We start from the raw sequence: 24967 nt of genomic DNA on the forward strand, positions 1-24967 counted from the left end.
TCACTGGCGCTCCACCCGCAGCAGCTTGCCGTTGCTGCTGTCGGTCAACAGGTACAGCCAGCCGTCGGGCCCCTGCCGGACGTCGCGGATGCGTTCGCCGCGCTCGGCCAGCAATCGCTCGCGGCCGACCACCGCGTTGCCGTCGAGCTTGAGCCTCCAGAGCGCGGTGCCGGCGAGCGCGCCGACGAAGAGATTGCCCTTCCATTCGGCCAGCGCATCGCCGGTATAGAAGGCCATGCCGCTCGGCGCGATCGACGACTTCTGCGTGCCCGGCGTCCAGGCCGAGCCGTCGATCTTTTCCCAGTAGGTCAGCGGCTGCTCGAGGCCCGGCTTGGTGGTGCCTTCGCCCACCTGCGTGAGCGTGCCGTATTCCTGCCCGTAGCTGATGACTGGCCAGCCGTAGTTGCGCCCCGGCAGGGTCAGGTTGACCTCGTCGCCGCCCTGCGGACCATGCTCGTGGGTCCAGAGATCACCGGTCGCGGGATGCAGCGCCGCGCCCTGCGGATTGCGATGGCCGTAGCTCCAGATGTGGGGCTGTGCACCGGCGGTGGCGGCGAAGGGGTTGCCGGGAGCCGGCGCGCCGTCGGTGGTGATCCGTACCACCTTGCCGTTGCCGCGCGACAGGTCTTGCGCGAAGCCGCGCTGGGTGTCGAGCAGGCGCTCGCCCAGGGTCACGAACAGATAGCCGCTGCGGTCGAACACCAGCCGAGAACCGAAATGCGCCGTGCTGTCGACCTTGGGCGACTGGCGGTAGATCACCGTCAGGTTGCCGAGCGTGCGATTGGCCGCGTCGAGTTCGGCCCGGGCCACCGCCGTGCCGTTGAGGCTCGGATCGGCGCCATCGCGCTCCGCGAAGCTGAGATAGATGCGGCGATTGCTCGCAAAGGCCGGATCCACCGCGACGTCGAGCAGCCCGCCCTGCCCCACCGCCGCGACCACGGGCACGCCGGCGACCTGATCGGCACCGCCATTGACGGCCGACCCATCGGCATTGCGCAGCCGCAACTGGCCGCCGCGCTGGGTGATCAGCATGCGGCCGTCGGGAAGGAAGGCCAAAGCCCAGGGGGTGTCGAGGCCAGTCGCCAGTTCGGTGACCTTGAACGACGGCGATGAGGGCGCGGCGCCCGCGGGTGGTGCGGCGACGCTGCTGCCGGCCGGGGCTGGCGCGCCCTGCGTCGACATGCCGTTGACGCCGAAGGCGGAGACGGCGACGCTGCTGCCGCCGCCACCACCACCGCCGCAACCGGCCACGGCGGCCAGGGCCGTCGCCAGAAGATACCGAGTCGCTGCTGCCATGGCATGCTCCTTCGGAAAGGGCGCCGCGACGCGCCCGGGTCTATGCGCCTTGCTGTCGTTACTTCAGGGCCTTGAAGCGCATCCGGTGCGGCTTGGCACCTTCTTCGCCCAGGCGCTTCTTCTTGTCGGCTTCGTACTCCTGGTAGTTGCCGTTGAAGAAGGTCCACTGGCTGTCGCCTTCGGCCGCCAGGATGTGGGTCGCGATCCGGTCGAGGAACCAGCGGTCATGGCTGATGACCAGCACCGAACCCGCAAACTCCAGCAGCGCGTCTTCGAGCGCCCGCAGCGTCTCGACGTCGAGGTCGTTCGACGGCTCGTCGAGCATGAGCACGTTGCCGCCCGCGATCAGCGTCTTGGCCAGGTGCAGCCGCCCGCGCTCGCCGCCCGACAGGGTGCCGACCTTCTTCTGCTGGTCGGCGCCGTTGAAGTTGAAGCGCCCGGCGTAGGCCCGGCTGGCCATCTGGAACTTGCCGACATTGATGATGTCGAGGCCGTTGGAGATGTCTTCCCACACGGTCTTCTCGTTGCCGAGCGCGTCGCGATTCTGGTCGACGAAGGCCATCTTGACCGTCTGGCCGATCACCACCTCGCCGGAGTCCGGCGTTTCCTTGCCGGCGATCAGCTTGAACAGGGTCGACTTGCCGGCGCCGTTCGGACCGATGATGCCGACGATCGCGCCGGCCGGGATCTCGAAGCTCAGGTTGTCGATCAGCACCCGGTCGCCGAAGGACTTGGTGACGTTCTTGAACTCGATCACCTGGTTGCCCAGGCGCTCGGCCACCGGAATGAAGATTTCCTGCGTCTCGTTGCGCTTCTGGTATTCGAAGTCGCTCAGTTCCTCGAAGCGGGCCAGGCGCGACTTGCTCTTGGCCTGGCGCGCCTTCGGGTTCTGGCGCGACCATTCGAGTTCCTTCTTCAGGGCCTTGGCGTGGGCTTCTTCGCTCTTCTGCTCCTGCGCCAGGCGTTCGCCCTTCTGCTCGAGCCAGGTGCTGTAGTTGCCCTTCCAGGGAATGCCGCGGCCGCGGTCGAGTTCGAGAATCCACTCGGCCGCGTTGTCGAGGAAGTAGCGATCGTGGGTGATCGCCACGACAGTGCCGGGAAAGCGCTGCAGGAAGACTTCGAGCCACTCGACCGATTCGGCGTCCAGGTGGTTGGTCGGCTCGTCGAGCAGCAGCATGTCGGGCTTGCTCAGCAACAGCCGGCACAGCGCGACGCGGCGCTTCTCGCCGCCCGACAGCACGCCGATGTTGGCGTCCCATGGCGGCAGGCGCAGCGCGTCGGCGGCGATCTCGAGCTGGTGTTCGGAATCGGTGCCGGCGGTGGCGATGATGGCTTCGAGCTCGGCCTGCTCGGCCGCGAGTGCGTCGAAGTCGGCGTCTTCGGCGCCGTAGGCCACGTAGACCTCCTCGAGTCGCGCCTTGGCCGCGTAGACCGCGCCCATGGCTTCCTCGACCGATTCGCGCACCGTGTGGGCGGCGTTCAGCTTGGGCTCCTGCTCGAGGTAGCCGATCGTGAGACCGGGCATCGGCAGCGCCTCGCCCTCGATCTCCTTGTCGATGCCGGCCATGATCTTCAACAGCGAGGACTTGCCCGAGCCGTTCAGGCCGAGCACGCCGATCTTGGCGCCGGGGAAAAACGAGAGCGAAATGTCCTTCAAGATCTGCCGTTTGGGCGGCACGGTCTTGCTGACCTTGTTCATGGTGTAGACGTACTGGGCCATGTCTATCTCTGTTCGGTGATGGGGACTGTTCGGGGTGGCCGGGCAACCCGACAACGATCTTGTGCGAGGATCGATGGCGAATCTGCCTTGCGTGGCAGGCGCTTGCTGCTGCAGCGCGTTTTCCGACCGGGGTTTGGGGCCAAGTCTAACCCAGGCCCCTTGATTCCCCGAAGAAGCGCGCGCGGCGCTGCTATTCTCCGGCTCCATCCGAGCTCTCCGGACGCCGCCCGCGGCGGCCGCCGCCCCTGCCGCCATGCGCCCCACCCCCACCCCCGATGCCTTCGCCCAGGCCCGGCAGTTCTTCCTCGATGGGCTGAAGGCCCTCGAGACCGGCCGCTTCGAGGCCGCGGAGCAGTTGTTCCTGTCGTCGCTCGCGCTGCTGCCGGGCCGCGTCTCGACCCTGGTCAACCTCGCAGCGACGCAGTTGAAGCTGTCGCGCCCGCAGGCGGCCCTGGCGGCCGCCGAGCAGGCCCTGGAGGCCGAAGCCGAGGACCCGGACGCCTGGTTTCACAAGGCCAGCGCCCTCGGGCAGCTGAACCGGCACCCGGAAGCCCTGGCGGCCTTCGAGAAGCTGCTGTCGCTGGGCGTGCTTCCCGCCGGTGAGCTGTGGCTTCGCCATGGCCAGACCCTGCAGGCGCTGGGCCGGCCGGGGGAGGCGCTCGCCTCCTACGACCACGCGCTGGCCGCCGACCCCGGCATCGCCCAGGCCTGGAGCAATCGAGGCAGCATCCTGCGGGAACTGAACCGCCACCCGGAAGCCGCCCACGCCTTCGAGCAGGCCCTGGCGCACGGCGGCGATCCGGCGCTGCACCGGTACTACCTCGCCGCGGTCTCCGACGGCCCTGCGCCGGCGACCGCGCCGGGCCACTATGTCGAAACCCTGTTCGACGACTACGCCGACGAGTTCGATGCGCACCTGGTGGGCCTGCTCGGCTACCAGGCGCACAGCACCCTGGCCAGGCACCTCGCCGCGCTGGGCCGGGGCCGCTTCCGCTCGGCCCTCGATCTCGGCTGCGGGACCGGCCTGTGCGCTGCGCTGCTCAAGCCGATGGCGGTGCGGCTCACCGGCGTCGACCTGTCGAGCCAGATGCTGGACAAGGCCCGGGCCCTCGGGCTCTACGACGAGCTTGCGCACGCTGACATCGGGGCCTACCTGCGAGGCACGGACGCCCGCTACGACCTGGTCACCGCCGCCGACGTCTTCATCTACGTGGGCGACCTGGAGCCGGTCTTCGCCGCGCTGGAGCAGCGGCTGGAACCAGGCGGACTCTTCTGTTTCTCGGCCGAGAGCAGCACCGACGAAAGCGTCGATTTCGAGTTGCTGCCGAGCCTGCGCTACGCTCATTCGGAGCGCTACCTGCGCGGGCTGGCCGCGCGGCACGGCTTCGACCTGGTCCAACTGATCCGGGCACCGATCCGCGAAGACCAGCGCGAGGCGATCCAGGGCATGTTCGTCTATCTGGAGCGGGCCGGCGGCGGACGCTCTACTTGTGCTTCGGCGAAATGAGCTTGAGCTTGGGGAAATAGGTCTTGTAGCGCGCGCTGTCGCGCGACACGAGGGTGCAACCCGCCAGTTGAGCGTGGGCGCCGATGTAGAAGTCCGGCAGCAGGGAGGCTCGCGTGCCGCCGGCCTTGCGATACTGGTGGAACGCCGATGCCGCAGTTCGCGCCGCCGCATAAGGCAGCTCCAGCCGCTCGTAGAGTCGCGGGGGCAGCGCGGCGTCCAGGTCGCGGTCCGAAATGAAGTAGACCGACACCTCGGCATAGATCAACGGATTGATGGCCAGCTTGCCGCGGTTCAGGCAATCGCCGATGGCCGAGGCCGACCAGTCCATCCATCTCGGATCTTCGTGGATGACGTCGATCAGGACGTTGCTGTCGATCAGGAAGGTTTCCAGCGCCTCAGCGTTCGCCACGCGTCATCTCCAGCCACTCGTCCGCCGACAGGCCGATATTCGAGTTCGCGCTGCCGCGCAGCAGGCCGATCGCTTCCTTGGCGGGCGATGTCGTGCGCTTCACGGGCTTCACGATGATCTGCTTGTTGCGGTACTCGAACTCCACCTCGTCGTAGGGCTTGAGGCCCGCGAGCTCGCGAATGTTCTGGGGAATGGTCACCTGACCCTTGGAGGTGAGTCGCATGGGCGCTCCTGGTAATACTGGCGAAGTAAGAGTTTAGCGCCGCAGTTCCGGACCGCGTGCTTCCACGACCCGCCGCGTCATTTCACCCTTCATCCCGGTTCATGAGACAATAGCGGCTGTTGCCGGGTCCAGTTGCCCGCGACGCCGGCTCTCTGCCGGGGACGAAGACGGCCTTATGCAGGCTTTCGGGCTCCCACCTCTGACCTTCATCTGCCCTTACTGGCTCGACGTCCACATGACGCCCGAGCGGGTGGATACCACTGCGCCGTGTAGGGCGCTTGTTGAACTCAATGAACTTTGATGAACTGAAGCTGGCCCCGGCCATCTTGAAGGCCGTGCATGAGCAGGGCTACGAAACGCCGACGCCGATCCAGGCCCAGGCCATTCCGGCCGTGCTCGACGGCCACGACCTCCTGGGCGGCGCCCAGACCGGCACCGGCAAGACCGCTGCCTTCACCCTGCCCCTGCTGCACAAGCTCACGATGAGCCGCAGCGCCACCAACAAGTTCGGCGGCACCGGCATCCGTGCCCTGGTGCTGACCCCCACGCGCGAACTCGCGGCCCAGGTCGAAGAGTCCGTTCGCACCTACGGCAAGTACCTCCAGCTGACCTCGACCGTGATCTTCGGCGGCGTCGGCATGAACCCGCAGATCAGCAAGCTCAAGAGCGGCGTCGACATCCTGGTCGCCACCCCCGGCCGCCTGCTCGACCTGCAGCAACAAGGCATGCTCGACCTGTCGCAGGTGCAGATCCTGGTGCTCGACGAAGCCGACCGCATGCTCGACATGGGCTTCATCCACGACGTCAAGAAGATCCTCGCGCTGGTGCCCCGCGAAAAGCAGAGCCTGCTGTTCTCGGCCACCTTCAGCGACGAGATCCGCGACCTCGCCGCCACGCTGCTCAAGAACCCGCAGAGCATCCAGGTCACGCCGCGCAACACCACGGTGCAGCGCATCACGCAGGTGATCCACCCGGTCGGCCGCGGCAAGAAGAAGGCGCTGCTCGCCCACATCATCAACGAGCACAAGTGGAGCCAGGTGCTGGTCTTCACCCGCACCAAGTTCGGCGCCAACAGCGTGGCCGAGTTCCTGACCAAGAACGGCATCGAGGCGATGGCGCTGCACGGCAACAAGAGCCAGAGCGCCCGCACGCAGGCGCTGGCCGGCTTCAAGAGCGGCGACATCCGCGCCCTGGTGGCGACCGACATCGCGGCCCGCGGCATCGACATCGACGAGCTGCCGCATGTCGTCAACTACGAGATCCCGAACGTCAGCGAAGACTACGTGCACCGCATCGGCCGCACCGGCCGTGCCGGTTCGAGCGGCGAGGCCGTGAGCTTCGTGTGCCTCGACGAAGAAGGCTTCATGCAGGAGATCGAGCGCTTCACCAAGCAGACGATTCCGGTGCAGGTCATCGACGGCTTCGGTCCCGAGGACGGCGAACGCGCCGAGCCGATCGCCATGGGTCGTCAGACGATCTGGGGCGGCGCTGGCCGTCCGCCGAGCCGCGAAGTGATGCAGGCCGCCGCCAAGGCGGCTCGCACCGAGATGATGCAGCGCATCCGCGAGAACAAGGCGGGCCAGGGCGAGCGCAGTGGCGGCGGCGGCGGTGGCAATGGCGGTGGCCAGCGCCGCGGCGGCGGCCAGGGCCAGGGCGCACCGGCCGGCCGCAGCGCCAACGGCGGCGGCCAGGGCCCGCGTGGCCAGGGCGGCCGCGGCCAGGGTCCGGCACGCGGACCGCAAGGACCGGCGCGCGCGCCGCACCATGCGCCGACGCACCATCAGAACCATCTGCCGCATGAAGAGCGCCAGCCGCGCCATCACGGCAACAGCCACAGCCCGACGCAAGCCGATGCGGTGGCGCATCTGCGCGCCGAAGCGGTCGCCGGCGGCGACGGCCAGCCCGATCCGTTGCGTACCAGCGTCGACAGCCTGGGCGGCCGCGGCCGTCGTGGCGGCGGTGGCGGCTACGGCGGCAACCGTTCCGGCGGCGGTGGCCGTTCGGGTGGCGGCGGTCGCTCGGGTGGCGGCTACGGCGGCGGCGGTGGTGGTTACGGCGGTGGCGGCGGTGGCCGCTCCTTCGGCCGCTGATCCTCGGCGGCGATCCGCAGGATAAACAAAGGGCGCTCCGGCGCCCTTTTTCTTTGGCCACGCTCCGGGGGCGCTCAGGCCGTTCAAAAGCTCCTTTGACTCTTGTTCGAATCCGGAGTCGGCCGATCCCGTGAATCCAGACACAGGGCAGAAATCGTGTGCGGATCGCCGCACACTCGCCCTCGCCTCCTCAAGCGCCCTCGCGCTCGCCCTGCTCTGCCGGCACCAGCGCCAGCACCCGCAGCGGACTGCCCGATCCGTTCTGGATCTTCAGAGGTGCCGAGAAGATCAGCGTGCCGGTCGACGGCAGTTGATCGAGATTCCTCAGGCACTGCAGGCCGAAGCGGTTGGCGCCGTGCATCAGCGTGTGGCACGGATAGGCCATGGGCCAGCCGAAGGACTGGCCAGCATCCGTGTTGATGGTCTCGACGCCGAAGCCGCGCACCTGGCGCTCGCCGATCAGCCATTCGATCGCCTCCTGCGTCGGGCCCGGCGTATGAGGACCATCGTCGTGCATGTTGACGTAGGCCGCCGGCATCTCGCGCTTGGACCAATCGGTTCTGAAGAGCAGCCAGGCATCGCGCGGAATCCGGCCGTGCCGGGCCTCCCAGGCGCGCAGGAAATCGGAGCTCAGCAGCCAGTCGGGGTTGTCCGCGACCTCGGCGCTCGCATCGACCACCACGGCCTGGCCGACGAAGTTGCGCGGGTCGATCGTGTCGACCGTGTTGTCCGCGCCATCCTTGCCGGTGATCCAGTGCGCAGGCGCATCGAAGTGCGTACCAGTGTGTTCGCCGCAGGAAAAGTTGTTCCAGTACCAGCCGGGGCCCGCCTCGTCGTAGTGGCTGATGCGCTCCTGCTTGAAGGCCCACACCTGGCCGAACTGCGGTGGCAGTTGCAGGGCCGGGAAATCCGCCGACAAGGTGTGCGTCAGGTCGACGATGCGGATGCGGCCCGATGCGATGTCGGACGCGAACTTGACGAGATCGATGCTCATGAGGTTCCTTCTGAGAGATGGCGGGTTGAACGTGCGCGCGAGATCGTCAGGAAGAAGCGCGCGACAGATGCCTGGCGACGTGGAACCCCGAGGTCCCGGCGAGCCCTGGTCCGGGATGGGTCGAGGCGCCGATGTGCCAGAGGTTGGCGACCGGCGTGAGGTGGTTCTTGAGGCCTCGCAAGGGGCGCCACATCATGAACTGGTCCAGGCTGCATTCGCCGCTGTAGGGGTCGCCGCCCACCAGGTTGATGTTCATGCGTTCGAGGTCCGCCGGGGAAATGACGTGGCGGCCGACGATGCTGCGCTTCAGGTTCGGCACCTGGCGCGCGATGCGCTCGATGATGCGGTCGGCATAGCGTTCACGCACCTCCTCGTTCCATCGGCCGTCGGCCGGCGTGGCGATCTGGCCGAGGGCATCGCCGCGCAGTTCGCGCGGGCACTCCGGCAACTGGATCCACAGCACGCTCTGGCCTGCCGGCGCCCGCGAGGGATCGACCGCGCTGGGCTGCGCCACGCACACCGTGGCCTCGGCCGGCAGCAGGCCGCGCTGGGCCTCGTCGACCGCCCGCGACACGCTGTCGAGCCCACCGGTCAGGTGCAGGTAGGTGACTTCGCCAAGTTGCGCATCGGGCCACTGGGGCGGTTCCGACAGCGCCAGGTGGATCTGCATGTTTCCCTTGCCGTAGCGGTAGGCCGAAGCCTGCCGACGAATCTCCGGCGGCGCATGCCCGGGCGCGAGCAGCCGTCCGTAGAGTTGCGTCGGCGTGACGTTGCAGACCACTTGTCGGGCGGCGAACTCGCGCCCATCGGTGAGCTTCACGCCGACTGCACGGCCGCGTTGCACCATCACCTCCGTCACGTCGGCATCCGTGAGCATCCGGCCACCTTTCGATTCGATCAGTTGCCTGAAGGCCAGCACCGTGTTGGCATTGCCACCCTGCACCAGCGGCAGGCCGACGCTTTCGAGCGACATCGCGACGACCTGCGCCATGAGCCCGGACATCGCGCTCTCCGGACCGAGGCCGCAATGCAAGACCCACGGAGCCAGCAGCGCGCGCAGCAGGTCCGACTCGAAGTCACCTTCGAGCCACGCACGGCAGCTTTGCAGCGACGCGCCGAAGAACCCCAGTGTTGGATGGGCGCCGCGTCGCCACACGCGCTTGGCGACGGCCTTGGCGACGCCGGAACTCCACAGTTCCTGCCCGAGCAGCGCAAAGACCAGTTCGGCATTGCCCTCGACCTCCCCCATGGCCGCCGCGTAGGCCACGCCATCGCCGGCCGCCAGTTGCTCGAAGCGCTCGACGTTGCCCTGGCGCGAAGTCTGCAAAAGCAGGTGACGCCCATCGGGCAGGAGGACACCAGTGGGCCTGTCGTTGCGGCAGTACGCCAAGCCGGCTTCGTGCAGCGCAGGGCCGAGTTCTGCATAGGCCGGCGAAGTGACGAACAGCGGGTGCGCGGTGGACATAGTGTCGTGCAGGAAGCCGGGGCGGGTCAGCGCCTCGGTGCGGATGCAGCCCCCGAGCTGCGACTCGCGCTCCAGCACGCACACCTTCTTGCCCTCCCTGGCAAGCATTGCTGCGCAGACCAGCGAATTGATGCCGCTGCCCACGATCAATGCGTCAAACCGGTCTGTCGGCATGGCGTTACTCCTTTGCTGTGTCGATTGGCGATCCGAAAGGGATGCGCGTCATTTCATGGCGCATTCGGCGACGAACGGATCGGCATGGTCCGCGAGCAGCGTGCTGACGAACTTGTTGCCGACGCGGCCGGTCGCGTCCTTCTCGACCACTCGAAGGTGCAGGCTCTGGATCGGGTACTGGTTGTTGTTGAACTTGAAGCCGCCGCGCACCGACTGGAAGTCGGCACGGCGCAGCGCATCGCGCAATGCGACAGGGTCGCTGCGCCGGTTGCCGGCAGCCTTGACCGCACTGTCGACCAGCAGCGCCGTGTCGTAGCCCTGCGAGGCATACAGGCTCGGCATGCGGCCATACGTCGCCTTGAAATCGTCGACGAACTTGCGGTTGGCCGCATTCGGAAGATCGGCCGCCCACTGCGAAGCGTTGTAGGTACCCACCAGCGCGTCGCCCACCGCCTTGATCGTGTCCTCGTCGGCGGAGAAACCCGGCGCCAGCAGCGTGGCCCGGCTGGCGAGCCCCGCGCCCTGGTACTGCTTGATGAAGTTGACGCCCATCGCGCCCGGGAGGAAGAAGAACACGGCGTCGGGTGCCGCCGCACGCAAGGTCGCCAGTTCGGCCGCGTAGTCGAGCTGGCCGAGCTTGGTATAGATCTCCTCGACCACCTGGCCGCGGAAGAGGCGCTTGAAGCCACCGAGCGATTCGCGCCCGCCGGGATAGTTGGGCGCGATCAATGCCACGCGCTTGAACTGGCGGTCGGTGGCGTACTTGCCCATCGCAGCCGGGATGTCCTCGTTCTGCCAGGCAACGGCGAAGAAGTTCTTGTTGCACTTGCCGCCGGCGTACTCGGCCGGGCCGGAATTGGTGCTGAGGTAGACCGTGTCCGAACCGAGGATTGCTGGCAGCACCGGCAGCAGCACATTCGAGAACACGATGCCGGTGACGATGTCCGCCTTGTCGCGCTTGACGAAGCGCTCTACCGCCTGGCGGCCGGTTTCCGGGTTCTGCTGATCGTCGGCGATGTTCAGCTCAACCGGCACGCCGCCGAACGTGCCGCCCGAATGCCGCAGGCCGAGCAGGAAGCCATCACGCACCTCCTGCCCGATCGCCGCACCGGGCCCCGAGAGGGTCGTGAGGAAGCCGATCTTCAAGCTGTCGGCCGCCTGCGCGGTGGACGCAAGCGCCAGAGCGGCGAGAAGAAGTCCGTGGCGAATTCTGCGGTGGATCATGGCAAGGCTCCAGGAGGTGGGGAATCGAAAGTCAAACACCGAGGTAGCGCGACCAGAGGCCGCGATCGGCATCGAGCGCGTCGGAGCTGCCGGTCCAGGCCAGCGCGCCGCGTTCGAGGATCAGGTGACGGTCGGCCAGCCGGACCAGGCGGTCGACGTACTTGTCGACCACGATCGTGGTCTGGCCCTGGTGCTTGAGCTGTTCGAGGCAGCGCCAGATCTCCTCGCGCACCAGCGGCGCCAGCCCTTCAGTGGCCTCGTCGAGGATCAACAGGCGCGGGTGGGTCGACAACGCCCGCGCGATTGCGAGCATCTGCTGCTCGCCGCCCGACAGTTGGTTGCCGAAGTGGCCGCTGCGTTCCGCCAGGCGCGGGAACAGCTCGCAGAGCGCTTGCGGCGTCCAGCGCCTGGGGCCGCCGTGGCGGACATCGGCAAAGGCCCGCAGATGCTCTCTGACCGTGAGGTTCGGAAAGCACTGGCGGCCCTCGGGCACCAGCGCGATGCCCAGGCGCGCCACCGCGTCGGTCGGCAGCGCGTCGATGCGGACGCCCTCGAACAGCAGCTGGCCCCGCATCGGCTTCAGCAGTCCGACGACGGTCTTGATCGTGGTGGTCTTGCCCATGCCGTTGCGGCCCAGCAGGCCCACCACTTCACCGGCTTCAATGTCGAAGTCGAGATCGAAGAGCACCTGACCCGCGCCATAGCCGGCGTTCAGGCCGCGGCAAGACAGCAGCGGCTTCATGCGGCCAGCTCCGATCCGAGGTAGACCGCCTGCACCGTCGGATCGCGCCGGATCGCCGCAACGTCTCCGGTCGCGAGCACACGGCCGTTCACGAGCACCGAGATGCGGTCCGCCAGCCGGAAGACCGCCTCCATGTCGTGTTCGATCAGAAGGATTGCCATCTCGCGGCGCAACTGCCCGATCAGCTCGGCCATACGGGCCGATTCGTCGGGGCCCATGCCGGCCATCGGTTCGTCGAGCAGCAGCAGCTTCGGTCGCGCCGCCAGCGCGAGCGCGACGTCGAGCTGGCGCTGGGCGCCATGCGGCAGGGTGCCGGCGATCGCCTCCAGGCGGTCGCCCAGCCCGACCCGGTCCGCCAGCGCGGCCGCGGCATCCACCAGTGCGGCTTCGCTGTCGCGCCGGCCCCAGGGCCAGAAGCTGCCGCCGCGATGCGCCTGCACCGCCATCAGCAGGTTGTCGCGCACCGACGCGGCGGCAAACAGGCTGGTGACCTGGAAGCAGCGCGACAGCCCGGCCCTGGCGCGTGCATGCGCCGCGAGGCGCTCCAGCCGATGGCCGTCGAGCTCGATGGTTCCGCCGTCGGCCGGCAGCAGGCCAGAAAGCAGGTTGACCAAGGTGCTCTTGCCGGCACCGTTCGGTCCGATCAGCGCATGCACCTCGCCAGCCGCCACCTCGATGCTGATGTCGTCGGTTGCGAGCAGGCCTCTGAAGGATTTGCGCAGGCCACAGGCCACGAACAAGGGGCGCTTCATGGCGAACTCCCGTTGCGGCGCTGGCCGGCGCGAAGAGCCAGTGCAGCCAATCCCTGCGGCGCCACGAGCACGATCGCGATCAGCGCCAACCCGAGCGGCCAGTGCCAGTACTCGGTCCAGGGCCGCAGCAGTTCCTCGAACGTCATCCAGACCGCGGCGCCGACCAACCCTCCCCAACGCGAGCCCAGTCCGCCAAGCACCACCATCACGATCAGCGTGGCCGACTGCGACCAGTGCATGCTCGACGGGCTGACGAAACCGTTGTGCATCACAAGCAGCGCGCCTGCAAGCCCCGCCGCCGCGCCGGCGATGGCGAAGGCCATGAGCTTGAGCGCAAACACCGGGTGGCCCAGCGCGGCCATGCGCGCCTCGTTGTCGCGGATGCCGACGATGGCCTTGCCGAAGCGGGAGCCGAGCATCTGGCTGAAGAACCAGAACCACAACGCCGACAGGCCGAGCACGACGCCATGGAAGCCCAGCTCGGGGTTCGCGTCCAGGCCGAGGCCGAGCCACGGCCGCTGCGCCAGGTTGTAGCCGTCGTCGCCGCCATAAGCCCGCAGCGATACGGCGATGTAATAGAGCATCTGCGCGAAGGCCAGCGTGATCATGATGAAGTACACGCCGCGGGTGCGCAGCGAGACCGCGCCGATCACCAGCGCGACCAATGCCGACACAGCCATCGCGCCGGCCCAGAGCACCCAGGCGGAACTGACGCCGGCCTCGCTCAAGGCCACCAGGGTGTAGGCGCCGACGCCCAGGAATCCCGCATGCCCGAGGGCCACCATGCCACCGACGCCGACGAGGAAATTGAGGCTGGTGGCCGCCAGCGCGACGATCAGCACGCGGCGGGTGAATCCCGTGTAGTAGTCGAGACCGACTGCCGCACCGAGGATCGGCCACGCGGCCAGCGCGCACAAGAGCAGCCATGGCGCCCAGGCCGACGCGGTGGCAAGCCACGAGGTTCTCTCGCGCCGGAGGACGGCGCGAGCCACGGAAGTGGAAGTGACAGACATGGCTAGCCGCGCGCCGGGAACAGGCCTTGGGGCTTGACGACAAGCACCACGATCATCAGCAGGTACATGGCCAGGCCGGCGATCGACGATGCAAGGTCGGACGCCAGCGCCGGCGGCAGCAGTTGGCGCAGCAGCGGCGGCGCGAAGGCGCGCCCGGCGGTGTCGATCACGCCGACCAGCAATGCCGCGACGAAGGCCCCACGGATGGACCCGAGCCCGCCGATCACGATGACCACCAGCGCGGGAATCAGGATCGCCTCGCCCATGCCGATCTGAACCGCCGTGATCGGCCCCATCAGCGCACCCGCCAGCCCCGCGAGCACAGCACCGAGCCCGAAGATCGCGGCAAACACGCGGCGCACGCGCACGCCCATCAGTTCGGCCATGCGCCGGTTCGAGGCCCCGGCCCGCACCAGCATGCCGATGCGGGTGTGGCCGACGACGACATAGAGGCCGAGCGCCACCGCGAGCCCGACGAACAACACCAGCAATCGATAGGCGGGGTAAGGCAGGTCCGGCAACATCTGCACCGAGCCGGCCAGTGACTGCGGCGTCGCGGCCATCAGCGGCGCGACGCCCCACAGCGCCTTCACTGCATCCTCGGCCACGAGGATGACGCCGAAGGTCGCGACCACCTGGACCAGATGGTTGCGCAGGTACAGGCGCCGCATCAGCAGCAGTTCGAGCACGGCACCCGAGACCAGGGCGCCGCCGACTGCGGCCAGCAACGCCAGGAGGAACGAGCCCGTGAGCAGCTGCGCCGTGGCACCGAAGTAGGCGCCCAGCATGTACAGCGTGCCGTGGGCGATGTTCATGGTGTCCATCACGCCGAAGATCAGCGTCATGCCGGCAGCGATCAGGAACAGCATCAGGCCGTAGCCGATGCCGTTGGCGAGCTGCTCGATGAAGAGCGTGAAAGTCATGGTTCGGGCGTCCTTGGCGTCGTCTCATGTGCGTGGGTTGCCGGCATCGTGCGTTGGCGGCGGCACTGCGTCTATCCGGTTCCGGAGGTGGCTATCCGCTTTCGGCTTTCCGGCCCCGACTTGCCGTTTGCGGATAGCCCGATGCGATCGCCGGCTATTGCGGCGGGCGCCGTTCGACCAGACTGAATGCCGCCGATGACCGGGCCGTGCAAGGCCAGGCCGGCAGACACAGGAGAACAGCAGAGTGATCCCGCACGACGAACTCTCGCGCCTGGTGCGCGAGGACAGCGTTCACAAGCGCGTCTACACCGACCCCGCCATCTTCGAACTGGAGATGGAACGCATCTACGGCCAGGCATGGATCTATGTCGGGCACGAGAGCCAGGTCAAGGCCCCTGGCGACTACGACACGACCCGGATCGGCGACCAGGACGTGATCATGGTCCGGGCCGCCGACGGCTCGGTGAAGGTGCTCTACAACCGCTGCGCGCACAAGGGGGCCAAGCTGGTGGCCGAAGGCAGCGGCTGCGTCGGCAAGTTCTTTCGCTGCCCCTACCACGCCTGGACCTACCAGCTCGACGGAACCCACCTGTCTGCGCCACTTCGAAGCGGCTTCGAAGGCACCTGCTACGACCCCACCCACCCCGACTTCTCGATGCGCGCATTGGCCCGGGTCGAGAGCTACCGCGGCTTCGTGTTCGCCAGCCAGAGCGCGCAAGGGATCGACCTGCGCACCTTCCTCGGCGGCGTCGTGTCGTCGATCGACAACCTCTGCGACCGGTCGCCGGTGGGCGAGGTCGAGGTGGCCGGTGGCAGCTTCCGCGTGCTGCAGCAGTCGAACTGGAAGGTCTTCTACGAGAACCTCAGCGACACGATGCACGCCCGCGTCACGCACGAGTCCTCGTTCACCGCGGCGCGCGAGCAGTCCCGCGAAATCGGTGAGATGCCGTTCGAACTGCTGATCATGGACGGCAACGGCGAGCCCTACGCGTTCTGGGAGAAGCTCGAACTGCGCGCCTACCACCACGGGCACGGCTACATGGAAGGCATCTTCGATCCGGGCGCGGCCACCCGCGACCCGGTCGCAGCCGAACACTTCGCCAACCTGAGCGCCGCCCATGGCGAAGACAGAGCGCGCGCGATTCTCGGAATGAACCGGCACAACACGATCATCTACGGCAGCGGATCTCCGCACACCGTGTACCAGCAGTTCCGAGTCATCCGACCCCTGACGGTCGACCGGACGATGATCGAGATCCAGCTGTTCCGCTGCAAGGACGCACCCGCCGCTGTCTTCGACCGCGCGCTGACCTATGCCAACCTCATCAACTCGCCGTCGTCGAACGTGATGCCCGACGACGTCGAGCTGTACCGGCGCTGCCAGGAAGGCAACGGCACGCGCGGCGGCGACTGGGTCAGCCTGCACCGCTACCTGGGCACCGACCGCGCGCTCGACGACGGCTGGGTGTCGACCAACGGCACCAGCGAACTGCCGATGCGCAACCAGTTCGCCGCCTGGAAGGCCTACATGCTGGCACCCGGCACGGAGGCCCGCCATGCTGCTTGACCGCGACTTCGACGTGACGACGACACCGGTGGCAAGTGCGAAGCTCGATGCAGCGGCCATCCGGTCGATCGAGAACTTCCTGTTCGACGAGGCGCGGCTGCTCGACGAGCGCCGCTTCGCAGAGTGGCTGGCGCTGTGGACCGACGGCGGCCGCTACTGGGTGCCGCGCTTTCACGGCCAGGCCGACCCCTTCGAGCAGATCTCGCTGTTCTGGGAAGACCGCATGCTGCGCGAAACACGCCAGCGCCGCATCGAGCACGCACGCAACTGGTCGCAGCAGCCAGTCACGCGCACCACGCACCTCGTCGGCAACGTGCAGGTCACGGGCCTGGATGGCGGGGGCCGGGTGATCGTGCGGTCGAACCTGCAGCTGAGCGAATGGCGCCTCGAACTGCGCCAGCTGTCCGGCCAGGTGCATCACAAGCTCGAGGCCACCGCAGAGGGTGGCTGGCGGATGCATCTGAAGCGGGTGGACCTGGTCAACTGCGACGCGGTGTTCGGCGCGCTTGAGGTGTTCATCTGATGGCCGCCGCATCTCCGGCGGTTCTGGCGCTGCATTACCAGAACGACGTGCTGCACCGGGACGGCCGCATCCGGGTCGGCCTGGCGGCGGACGATCCTTCGCGCGGGCAGCTCATTGCCGCAGCCGGCCGCCTGCTGGCAGGCGCGCGCCAGAACCGATGGCCGATCCTTCACGTGCGGATCGCGTTCCGGCCCGACTACGCAGACCTGGCGCAGCACCTGCCGATCCTGCGCCGCGCGGGCGAGCTGGGCGCGGTGCGCGATGGCGAATGGGGCGCCGAGTTTCTCGAAGCGCTCGCGCCGCTGCGCGACAGCCCGATCGAGCACGTGCTGACACATACGCGCATCAGCGCCTTCGCCGGCACACCGCTCGACCAGTTGCTGCAGCTGCTGAACGCGAGGCGCGTGATCGTTGCCGGAGTCGCGACGCATTCGGTGGTCGAGAGCACGGTGCGCGAGGCGGCGGACCGCGGATTGGCGGTGACCGTCGCGGCCGACGCCTGCGCGGCCGCCGACACGGCAGCGCACCACGCTTCGCTGGCCAGCATGCGGCTGGTGGCCACCGTCACCGACGTAGCCGGCGCGCTCGCCTCGGATGGAGACATCGCATGAACACACAGCGCGAGCCGAAGCCGCAAGAGCGCCTCGCCGGCAAGGTCGCCATCGTCACCGGCGCCACCCAGGGGTTGGGCGCCGACATCGCCCGCGAGCTGGTGGCCGATGGCGCCCGCGTCGTGCTCGCAGGCCGAAGCCGGCTGGCCGGCGAAGCCGTGGCGCGCGAACTCGGGGATGCGGCACGCTTCGTCGAAACGGACATCGAACACGACGAACAGATCGAACGCTGCGTCGACATCGCCTGCAGCCATTTCGGAGGCCTGCACATCCTCGTCAACAATGCTTGCGTCTACGCCGACGCAGGGCTCGAATCGACGCGGGCGCAATGGCTCGCGACCTTGAACGTCAACCTGGTGTCGGCCGCCATCTTCACGCAGAAGGCGGCCAGGGTGATGGGCCCGGGCGCGGTCATCGTGAACCTGGGCAGCACCGGCGGCAAGTTCGGCGCAGCCGGGCGCGCGCTCTATCCGGCCTCCAAGGCCGGCATGCTGCAGTTCACGCGCAACCTCGCCGTGACGCTGGCGCCCCGGGGCATCCGGGCGGTCAGCGTCTCGCCGGCCTGGACCTGGTCGCCGTCGCTGGTCCAACTGAGCGGCGGCTCCGTCGAAGTCGCGGATGCGGTCGGTGCACGCGTTCATCCGCTCGGCCGCGTGGGGCGCGGCCAGGAGGTCGGTCGCGCCGTGGCCTTCCTGTGTTCGGATGCGGCCTCGTGGATCACCGGCGCCGACCTTCCGGTCGACGGTGGGTTTTCGTCTCTCGGGCCTGATCAGGGGCGCTCGCCCCGCGCGTGGTTCGCCGAGCTCGCGCCGCGCGAGCCTGCGGACTGACCGCTACTGAAGCCGCCGCGCTGTCTGCCCCGGCAGCGTGCCGAAACGATCCCGGTAGTAGGCGGAAAAGCGGCCGAAATGGCCGAAGGCGACGGTCAAGGCAGCTTCCGTCACGTTGAGGCGCGCATTGAACCGAAGCATCTCATGGGCCGCATCGAGTCGCAGGTTGCGCAGCCAGGTCATCGGCGACACGCCATGCTGGCGCTTGCACAGTATGTGCAGCTTGCGTTCGCTGACGCCGGCTGCGTGCGCCAGGTCGGCAAGCGCCAAAGGCGCAGAGAGCCGCTGGCGCATGTAGCGCTCGGTGGCCTGCAGGGCGGCATCATCGCCTGATGCGCCCTCCGCGCCGTGCTGCTGCGTCAGCAGGAAAAGCGCGACGTTCTGCTCGAAGTGGCCGATCCATGACGCATGGCAGGGCAGCGGCGGGTCCGCCTCCCGAGGCTGCCCGGCATCGGGCATGAGCAGGCCCGCAAGCCCCTGCATGAGACCGCCCCAATAGTCCTGTGCGGCTTCATCGATGAGCGTCGCGCTGTGCACGCGCGCGTCGCCGCCCGGCTCGGAGGACACGAGAAATCGCGCCGTGCAGGCCGCCTCGCTCATGAGTTTCAGGGGCACTTTCAGGATCAGCTGTTCGCAATCCTGGCTCCAGAGCAGCTTGACTTCGCGCCGAGGCGCAATGATGGCGGCCTGGCCCGGCTGCAGCGGCATCCGGTGACCGTCAAACTCGATCGCGCAGGCGCCACGGATCGGCATCTGCACCACCGCGAATCCGTCGAAGGGGCGCGGACGCACTTCGACTTCGGCCCCATAGCGCAGAACGAAAGCCTGCAACCTCGGCGTGCGCGCGCGGTACAAGGTGGTCTCGACCGAATCCGACCGCCATGCGAGCACGTGGTCCGACAGCGCGTGGCGCAGACAGTCGTGAGACTCTGCCGCGCGGTTGGTTCGAAGCACGCAGTGCTGGAACGCCCGCGACAAGTCGAGCGCACCGAGAGACAGGCCCATCGAGACCTCCCGTTATAAGAATAATCCTCCCGTCCGCATCGCAGGGCGACGGTCTCGGCGAATTGCATCGCTTGTCAACAGTTTATGCATCAACCATCTTCATGCGAGCCCAGGTTTGTCCCGATGCGGGTTGCCCTCACCGGCGGATGCGAATCCCGAACACCGCACGCGCCCTCGGGGCCGTGATTTCGGTCGCCGAGGGAACGCGGCTTGACGTCAAGCCCGCGGGTGTCGGCGTCGGCTTCGCACCCGGGCAGGGCGCTGCAGACGTTGAACGCGTACGTCGAACAGTTCGCGAACGTGATGCTGGTCGCCAGCGTGTCCTTCGGCATCCAGCTCCTGCTGCTGGAGATTGGCAGCCACTGGCTGGTCTGCGCCCTTCTCACCGCTGCCCTGCTCGCCGCGATGCTGCTGCACCGGCACGGCCGAAGGGGCGCGGGGCAGTGGCTGCGCCCTGCCCTGATCGTGCTGCTGGTGACGCGGTTTGCGGTGCCGATGACGGCGCTGGCCAACGAAGCGTTGCACCGCACCTTCATGGCCGACAGCTATCGCGCCGAACTCGCGCGCATCGAACCCTCGCCGGCTGCGGTGCTGGGCCACGCAGCCGAGCGCGCGGCGGGCGATGACGGGCTCGGCGCCCGAATCCGGCAATGGATGCCGGACCTGGACGACCTGCGCAGCCGCTACGATGCGATCCAGAAGGCTGCGGCCGACTGGAGCCTCACGATCGTCAAGCTGCTCTCGCTGTTCATCCTTCAGACCTTGCTGCTGCCAGTGGCCTTCCTGTGGCTGGGCTGGCGACTGGCGCGCGCGCTCGCATCGCGCCTGCTGCCCTCCTCGGGCGCCACCGTCTGACCGCTTCAGCCCAGCCGCTTGGCCGTCTGGCGATCGAACAAGTGCACGCTCTCGCTGCCGATCACCAGCCCGACCATCTGGTCCGGCTGGGCGTCGACCCGGCCGTGCACCGCGAGCGTCAGTTGGGCGCCCCCGACCTCGACCAGCAATTCGGTCTCGGCACCGGTCGGCTCGACCACGATCACCCTCGCCGGCACGCCGCGCGACGGCTCGGACAGCGTGATGTCGCCGGGCCGCACGCCATAGTGCACGGCCTGCCCGTCGACCGCCCCCGTGGCGGCCGGCGCCGGCCACGAGGCGCCCTGCGCCTCGACACTGCACTGGCCATTGGCGCGCCGCACCGTGCCCTCCATTACGTTCATCGAGGGCGAGCCGATGAACTGGGCGACGAACAGGTTGTCGGGCCGGTCGTAGAGCTCGAGCGGCGTGCCGATCTGCTCGACCGCGCCGTCGTGCATGACGACGATCCGGTCGGCCATCGTCATGGCCTCGATCTGGTCGTGGGTGACGTAGACGGTGGTGGTCTTGAGCCGCTGGTGCAGCGCCTTAATCTCGGCCCGCATCGCCACACGCAGCTTGGCATCCAGGTTGGACAGCGGCTCGTCGAACAGGAAGACCTTCGGGTCGCGCACGATCGCGCGCCCCATCGCGACCCGCTGCCGCTGTCCGCCCGACAGCTCGCGCGGATAGCGCCCGAGCAGGTGGTCGAGGTTCAGGATCTTGGCGGCATCGGCCACCCGCTTGTCGGTCAGGCCCTTCTCGGCCTTGCGCAGGCGCAGGCTGAAGCCCATGTTCTCGCCGACCGTCATGTGCGGGTAGAGCGCGTAGCTCTGGAACACCATCGCGATGTCCCGATCTTTCGATTCGAGCTCGTTGACGACCCGCCCGTCGATCATGATCTGGCCGCCGCTGATGTCCTCCAGGCCGGCCAGCATGCGCAGCAGCGTCGACTTGCCGCAGCCCGAGGGGCCGACCAGCACGACGAACTCGCCGTCCTCGATCTCGAAGCCCAGGCGCTCGATGATCCGGGTCTTGCCGTAGGACTTCTGGACATCCCTGAACGTGACTGAAGCCATGTTGTCTTTTTCCCTTCTGGATCAGCTCTTTACGGCTCCGGCGGTGATGCCGCCGACCATGTAGCGCTTGAACGTGTAGTAGATGGCCGCCGGCGGCAGCGCGTAGATGAGGCCGGTCGCCATCAGCAGTTCCCAGGGCGAATCGTCGGCCGCGAGGAAGTTGCCGAGCGCCACGGCCAGGGTCACGCTGCGGTCGTTCGACAGCAGCAGGAAGGCGTACAGGTACTCGTTCCAGGCCAGCAGCAGCGCGTAGGTACCCACCGCCACCAGCGAGGGCACCATCAGCGGCAGGTACACCAGGCGGAACAGCTGCAGCGGCGAAGCGCCGTCCATGCGCGCCGCTTCGTCGAGCTCGTAGGGCAGCTTGTCGGAGGCCTGCTTGAGCACCCAGATGCAATAAGGCGATGCGATGGTGACCATCGCGAGGATCAGCGCCCACTGGCTGTTGAGCAGGCCGTAGTTGCCCATGGTCTTGTACATCGGCACGGCGAGGAACGCGGCAGGGATGAAGTAGGTGAAGAGCGCCATGTTCATGACCGTGCGGCCGCCGCGCACCCGCAGCCGGCTGATCGCGAAGGCCGCGGTGGTGGCGACGAACAGCGTGATCGCCCCGACCGCCACCGCGATGAACAGCGAGTTGCCGAGCTGCACCCAGAAATGATCGAGATAGAAGTGCTTCTGATGGAAGACCGTCGAGAAGTTGTCGAAGGTCGGCGAGGTCGGCCACAGGCGGCCGCTGGTCGCGGTGCCGCGCGGCGAGATCGCGAACAGCACCATGTGGTAGATCGGGATCAGCGTCCACAGCAGCACCGGGATGCCGATCAGCAGCAGCTTGGCCTCGTTGCCGACGGCCTTGACGGTCCAGCGCTTGCGGCTCATTTGGACAACCTCTTCATCATGAAATAGACCAGCGGCAGCACCAGCGGCATGGCGACGACGATGGATGCCATCGACAGATCGACCTGGTCGAGTCGCAGGTAGCGGATGCCGAGCGTCGCCAGCACGTGCGTGAGGTCGGCCGGACCGCCCCCGGTCAGCAGGTAGACGCTGTTGAAGTCGCCCAGCGTCCAGATCATCGACAGGATCAGCGAGGTCACGTAGAGCGTGCGCAGTGCCGGCCAGCTGATGAAGCGGAACTTCTGCCACGAACTCGCGCCGTCGACCGAGGCTGCCTCGTACTGTTCGCCCGGAATCGCGAGCCGCCCGGCGACCAGGATCAGGGTCCAGAAAGGCAGCGACTTCCAGATGTGCATCAGCATCGCGAAGCTGAGCGCCAGCGTCGGGTCGTTGAGCCAGTTGGGCCCGTCGAGCCCGGTCAGGCGGAAGATGGTGGTGTTGATCACGCCCCACTCGGGGTTGAGCATGAAGCGCACCGAAAGGATGGTCGGGATCGACGGCACCGCCCAGGGCAGGATGAAGATCCCGGCGAGGATCTTGATCCACCAGCGCGACTGCACGAAGAAGCCCGACAGCACCAGCGCCACGAGCATCTTGACGTTGATCGCGACGACCAGAAAGATGATCGTGTTGATCACCGAGCGGAAGAAGATCGGATCTTCGACCAGGTGCACGTAGCTCTGCGGATGGCGCGCCAGCCAGAGGCCGTAGCACACCGGGTAGAGCACGAAGATGGCGAACACCAGCAGGTAGGGGATGACCATCATCCGCCCCCAGAACTGCCAGCGTCCGAGCTTGATGGGTGTCGCGGCGGTGCCGGCCGCGGTCACGGCGCTTGCTGTGGAACTCATGGTCGGCCGCCGTGTCAGATCAGCGAGCGACCGTCTTGATGCGCTCGATCATCTCGTCGACCGCCTTGTCCACCGGCACCTTGTCGCTCACGATGCGGTTCATCGCTTTGGCCCACACGTTCTCGTTGTTGAGCACCGTGAACTTGTAGTTCTTCGTGAATTCGAAGGTCACGGTGCCGGCGGCGTACTGGTTGTAGACCGACTTGCGGTGCGAGTCGGCCTGCCAGAACGGGCTTGCCTGGCCGGCCTTGGTCACCGGGAACCAGCGCCCCAGCGAGCCCTCGACGTACGGCGTGAGGTTTTCTTCCTGCAACAGGAAGGCCACGAATTCCTTGGCGCGCGCCTTGTTCTTGGCTTCCTTGAAGACCACGCCGGTCTTCACCGCGGTCCGATAGACCATCTTGCTGCCGTCGGGCTTGCTCGGGAAGCCGGCCGTGCGGATGCGCTCGGTGTAGTTCTTCTTCGCTTCCTCGCGCTGCTCGGGCGTGAGCGAGGCATTGTTCGAGTCATCGAGCCACTTGGCCGGCAGCGAGATGGTCGCGTTGTGCGTCATCACGGTGGTCTTGTTGTGGAAGGCGACGTTGTTGTCCGGGTCTTTCCAGCTGGTCGAAGACGGCGGCGTGCAGCCCGTCAGGTAGGGCTTGGTGTAATCGGTCATGGCCGAGATCAGGCCGGCGCGCACGGCCGGGTCGTCGACCAGCAGCTTGCCGCTGTCGCTGACGAGCTTCACGTTGTAGGCATCGGCGAAGGTCAGGAACGAATAGAAGGCATCGCTCGAATCGACACCCATCGGCATGCCGATGCCGAAGTTGCGCTTGCCGCTCTTCTGCCGGCTCGCGGGCTGCACCTTCTCGCACCAGAACGACCAGTAGTCCTTCCAGTTCGTCGGGATGTCCGACTCCTTGAAGCCGGCCTCGTTGAGCATGTCGATCCAGTACTCGATATGCATCGTCTGCTGCTTGATCGGGAAGGCGTAGTAGGCCTTCGACTTCGTCTTGTCGTCGTAGAGGAAGGTGGTCTCGATCGTGTTGGGCGCGAAGCGGGAGGCGATCGGCGCCAGCACGCTGCTGATGTCCTCGAGCTTGTCGTCATAGGCCCACTTGCCCGTGACCTGGAAGTCATAGACGTCGGCATAGGCGACGTCGGGCGGGCTGCCGGAGTCGAGCGCCGAAACGGTCTTGGGGATCATGTCCTGCACCGGGTACTGCGACAGTTCGACCTTGACGCCCTTGTGCTTGTCCTCGAACTTCTTGATGGCCGCGAACAGCGCATCGTCCTCGGCCTTGTAGAAGCCCTTGACCCACCAGACGGTGAGCTTCTCCTGCGCCGAGGCCTGGCCGGCGACGGCGAGGCCCAGGGCCATCATCGTCGGGACCACGAGTGCTTTGAATTTCATGTTGCCTGTCTCCTTTTTCTTGCAGCTGAACAGCTCGATGCGCGAGCCGGGGTGGGAAGTAACTACGGTGCTCCGCGTCAGACGGCCGCCCGCAGGCGCGGCGGCGGACGCGACAACCGGGGCAGTCGTCGGCGCGAGCCCAGCACCTCGTCGATGTCCGCGCGAGCGCCGTCGATCAACAGGATGATGGCTTGCTCGGCTCGCGCCGGATCGCGTGCGATCACGGCGTCGAGCACGGCACGGTGCATCGGCAGGGACTGCGCCGGGCCGTCTTTCTTGACGGTCGAGATCTCGAAGCTGGTGCGCAGCAGCGCGTGCAGCGCCTTGCTCATCTGTGCCAGCATCCGGTTGCGGGCGCTGTGCAGCAGGCCGTTGTGGAAACGCAGGTCGAAGCTGACGTAGTCGCCGCCGAATTCCACGGCGTGCTTCATGCCGGCGTAGGCGGCCTCGATCTCTTCGATGTCCTCGGCCGTCGCGCGCTCGGCCGCCAGCCGCACCGCGGCCGGCTCGACCGCGCGCCGCAGGTCCTGCAGGTCGCGCAGGAACTCGGGCGTGAGGCCGGCACGCGCCTGCCAGGTGATCACGTCGGGATCGAACCAGTTCCAGTGCTCGTCGGGCAGCACCCGGGTACCGACCTTGGGGCCGGTGATGATGAGGCCCTTGGCCACCAGCGACTTCACGGCCTCGCGCACCACCGTACGGCTGACGCCGAAAGCCTCGCACAGCTGGGGCTCGGCCGGCATCGGCGTGCCGACCGCGTAGCGGCGCGAGACGATCGCCTCGCCGAGCAGGTCCAGCGTGCGGCCATGGGTGTTCTTGGCCAT

Annotated in this window: 24 protein-coding genes; 7 read left to right on the forward strand and 17 right to left on the reverse strand. The window is 67.5% G+C overall.

Annotated elements, in window-relative coordinates; genetic code table 11:
* A complete protein-coding gene (locus QTI68_RS16895) occupies positions 1 to 1296 on the reverse strand; it encodes a PQQ-dependent sugar dehydrogenase (RefSeq protein WP_286522889.1) in 1296 nt (431 codons plus the stop codon).
* Between the two features lie 58 nt (positions 1297 to 1354).
* The gene (gene ettA, locus QTI68_RS16900) at positions 1355 to 3016 is read right to left on the reverse strand and encodes an energy-dependent translational throttle protein EttA (protein WP_286522890.1); all 1662 of its coding nucleotides are present in this window, start codon (positions 3014 to 3016) and stop codon (positions 1355 to 1357) included.
* A gap of 253 nt (positions 3017 to 3269) precedes the next feature.
* Here ettA and QTI68_RS16905 point away from each other — a divergent pair, with 253 nt between their 5' ends.
* Positions 3270 to 4523 (forward strand): tetratricopeptide repeat protein, encoded by a 1254-nt coding sequence (locus QTI68_RS16905; RefSeq protein WP_286522892.1) that lies wholly within the window; start codon positions 3270 to 3272, stop codon positions 4521 to 4523.
* On the opposite strand, the gene QTI68_RS16910 is transcribed toward QTI68_RS16905, so the two are convergent.
* Both QTI68_RS16910 and QTI68_RS16915 read right to left on the reverse strand, forming a co-directional pair.
* Entirely contained in the window at positions 4501 to 4932 is a 432-nt protein-coding gene (locus QTI68_RS16910; protein ID WP_286522893.1) for a type II toxin-antitoxin system VapC family toxin, read from the reverse strand. The two genes, QTI68_RS16905 and QTI68_RS16910, sit on opposite strands and share 23 nt — an antisense overlap.
* Entirely contained in the window at positions 4919 to 5155 is a 237-nt protein-coding gene (locus QTI68_RS16915) for an AbrB/MazE/SpoVT family DNA-binding domain-containing protein (protein ID WP_286522894.1), read from the reverse strand. Before QTI68_RS16915 ends, QTI68_RS16910 begins: the two co-directional genes overlap by 14 nt.
* 290 nt (positions 5156 to 5445) lie before the next feature.
* On the opposite strand from QTI68_RS16915, the gene QTI68_RS16920 reads away from it, so the two are divergent.
* The gene (locus QTI68_RS16920) at positions 5446 to 7245 is read left to right on the forward strand and encodes a DEAD/DEAH box helicase (protein WP_286522897.1); all 1800 of its coding nucleotides are present in this window, start codon (positions 5446 to 5448) and stop codon (positions 7243 to 7245) included.
* A gap of 190 nt (positions 7246 to 7435) precedes the next feature.
* Here the strand turns inward: QTI68_RS16920 and QTI68_RS16925 are convergent, their stop codons facing one another.
* From QTI68_RS16925 to QTI68_RS16955, 7 genes are read right to left on the reverse strand one after another with little or no spacing between them, the layout of a single operon-like run.
* Positions 7436 to 8239, reverse strand: coding sequence for a cyclase family protein (locus QTI68_RS16925; RefSeq protein ID WP_286522899.1), 804 nt, complete (start codon positions 8237 to 8239; stop codon positions 7436 to 7438).
* Between the two features lie 46 nt (positions 8240 to 8285).
* Complete coding sequence (locus QTI68_RS16930; RefSeq protein ID WP_286522900.1) at positions 8286 to 9878, reverse strand: phytoene desaturase family protein; 1593 nt, start codon at positions 9876 to 9878, stop codon at positions 8286 to 8288.
* A 48-nt stretch (positions 9879 to 9926) separates the two neighbouring features.
* Positions 9927 to 11102, reverse strand: coding sequence for an ABC transporter substrate-binding protein (locus QTI68_RS16935; protein ID WP_286522901.1), 1176 nt, complete (start codon positions 11100 to 11102; stop codon positions 9927 to 9929).
* Positions 11103 to 11133: 31 nt separating this feature from the next.
* Positions 11134 to 11844 (reverse strand): ABC transporter ATP-binding protein, encoded by a 711-nt coding sequence (locus tag QTI68_RS16940; protein WP_286522903.1) that lies wholly within the window; start codon positions 11842 to 11844, stop codon positions 11134 to 11136.
* Complete coding sequence (locus tag QTI68_RS16945) at positions 11841 to 12596, reverse strand: ABC transporter ATP-binding protein (protein WP_286522905.1); 756 nt, start codon at positions 12594 to 12596, stop codon at positions 11841 to 11843. Before QTI68_RS16945 ends, QTI68_RS16940 begins: the two co-directional genes overlap by 4 nt.
* Positions 12593 to 13609 (reverse strand): branched-chain amino acid ABC transporter permease, encoded by a 1017-nt coding sequence (locus QTI68_RS16950; protein ID WP_286522907.1) that lies wholly within the window; start codon positions 13607 to 13609, stop codon positions 12593 to 12595. Before QTI68_RS16950 ends, QTI68_RS16945 begins: the two co-directional genes overlap by 4 nt.
* A 2-nt stretch (positions 13610 to 13611) precedes the next feature.
* Complete coding sequence (locus QTI68_RS16955; RefSeq protein WP_286522909.1) at positions 13612 to 14532, reverse strand: branched-chain amino acid ABC transporter permease; 921 nt, start codon at positions 14530 to 14532, stop codon at positions 13612 to 13614.
* Positions 14533 to 14779: 247 nt separating this feature from the next.
* Between QTI68_RS16955 and QTI68_RS16960 the strand changes: the two genes are divergently transcribed.
* The 4 genes from QTI68_RS16960 to QTI68_RS16975 are packed head-to-tail and all read left to right on the forward strand — an operon-like array spanning position 14780 to position 18063.
* The gene (locus QTI68_RS16960; protein WP_286523196.1) at positions 14780 to 16099 is read left to right on the forward strand and encodes an aromatic ring-hydroxylating dioxygenase subunit alpha; all 1320 of its coding nucleotides are present in this window, start codon (positions 14780 to 14782) and stop codon (positions 16097 to 16099) included.
* Positions 16089 to 16622: an aromatic-ring-hydroxylating dioxygenase subunit beta gene (locus QTI68_RS16965; protein WP_286522911.1), complete on the forward strand. Its 534-nt coding sequence runs from the start codon at positions 16089 to 16091 to the stop codon at positions 16620 to 16622. Before QTI68_RS16960 ends, QTI68_RS16965 begins: the two co-directional genes overlap by 11 nt.
* Entirely contained in the window at positions 16622 to 17233 is a 612-nt protein-coding gene (locus QTI68_RS16970; RefSeq protein ID WP_286522913.1) for an isochorismatase family protein, read from the forward strand. Before QTI68_RS16965 ends, QTI68_RS16970 begins: the two co-directional genes overlap by 1 nt.
* A complete protein-coding gene (locus tag QTI68_RS16975) occupies positions 17230 to 18063 on the forward strand; it encodes an SDR family oxidoreductase (RefSeq protein ID WP_286522915.1) in 834 nt (277 codons plus the stop codon). The genes QTI68_RS16970 and QTI68_RS16975 overlap by 4 nt, the downstream gene beginning before the upstream one ends.
* A gap of 3 nt (positions 18064 to 18066) precedes the next feature.
* On the opposite strand, the gene QTI68_RS16980 is transcribed toward QTI68_RS16975, so the two are convergent.
* Positions 18067 to 19068, reverse strand: a complete 1002-nt coding sequence (locus QTI68_RS16980) for an AraC family transcriptional regulator (protein ID WP_286522919.1) — start codon at positions 19066 to 19068, stop codon at positions 18067 to 18069.
* A gap of 210 nt (positions 19069 to 19278) precedes the next feature.
* On the opposite strand from QTI68_RS16980, the gene QTI68_RS16985 reads away from it, so the two are divergent.
* Positions 19279 to 19923, forward strand: coding sequence for a hypothetical protein (locus QTI68_RS16985; protein WP_286522921.1), 645 nt, complete (start codon positions 19279 to 19281; stop codon positions 19921 to 19923).
* A 5-nt stretch (positions 19924 to 19928) separates the two neighbouring features.
* On the opposite strand, the gene QTI68_RS16990 is transcribed toward QTI68_RS16985, so the two are convergent.
* The 5 genes from QTI68_RS16990 to QTI68_RS17010 all read right to left on the reverse strand — a co-directional run bounded on the left by QTI68_RS16990 (position 19929) and on the right by QTI68_RS17010 (position 24967).
* Positions 19929 to 20999 (reverse strand): ABC transporter ATP-binding protein, encoded by a 1071-nt coding sequence (locus tag QTI68_RS16990; RefSeq protein ID WP_286522923.1) that lies wholly within the window; start codon positions 20997 to 20999, stop codon positions 19929 to 19931.
* A gap of 21 nt (positions 21000 to 21020) precedes the next feature.
* Entirely contained in the window at positions 21021 to 21878 is an 858-nt protein-coding gene (locus QTI68_RS16995; protein WP_286522924.1) for a carbohydrate ABC transporter permease, read from the reverse strand.
* A complete protein-coding gene (locus QTI68_RS17000; RefSeq protein ID WP_286522926.1) occupies positions 21875 to 22747 on the reverse strand; it encodes a carbohydrate ABC transporter permease in 873 nt (290 codons plus the stop codon). The genes QTI68_RS16995 and QTI68_RS17000 overlap by 4 nt, the downstream gene beginning before the upstream one ends.
* Positions 22748 to 22766: 19 nt before the next feature.
* Positions 22767 to 24143, reverse strand: a complete 1377-nt coding sequence (locus QTI68_RS17005; RefSeq protein ID WP_286522928.1) for an ABC transporter substrate-binding protein — start codon at positions 24141 to 24143, stop codon at positions 22767 to 22769.
* Positions 24144 to 24220: 77 nt separating this feature from the next.
* On the reverse strand, positions 24221 to 24967 hold the full coding sequence (locus QTI68_RS17010) for a FadR/GntR family transcriptional regulator (protein WP_286522930.1): 747 nt from the start codon (positions 24965 to 24967) through the stop codon (positions 24221 to 24223).

This window comes from Variovorax sp. J31P207 (genome assembly GCF_030316965.1).
Classification (GTDB): Bacteria; Pseudomonadota; Gammaproteobacteria; order Burkholderiales; family Burkholderiaceae_C; genus Variovorax; species Variovorax ginsengisoli_B.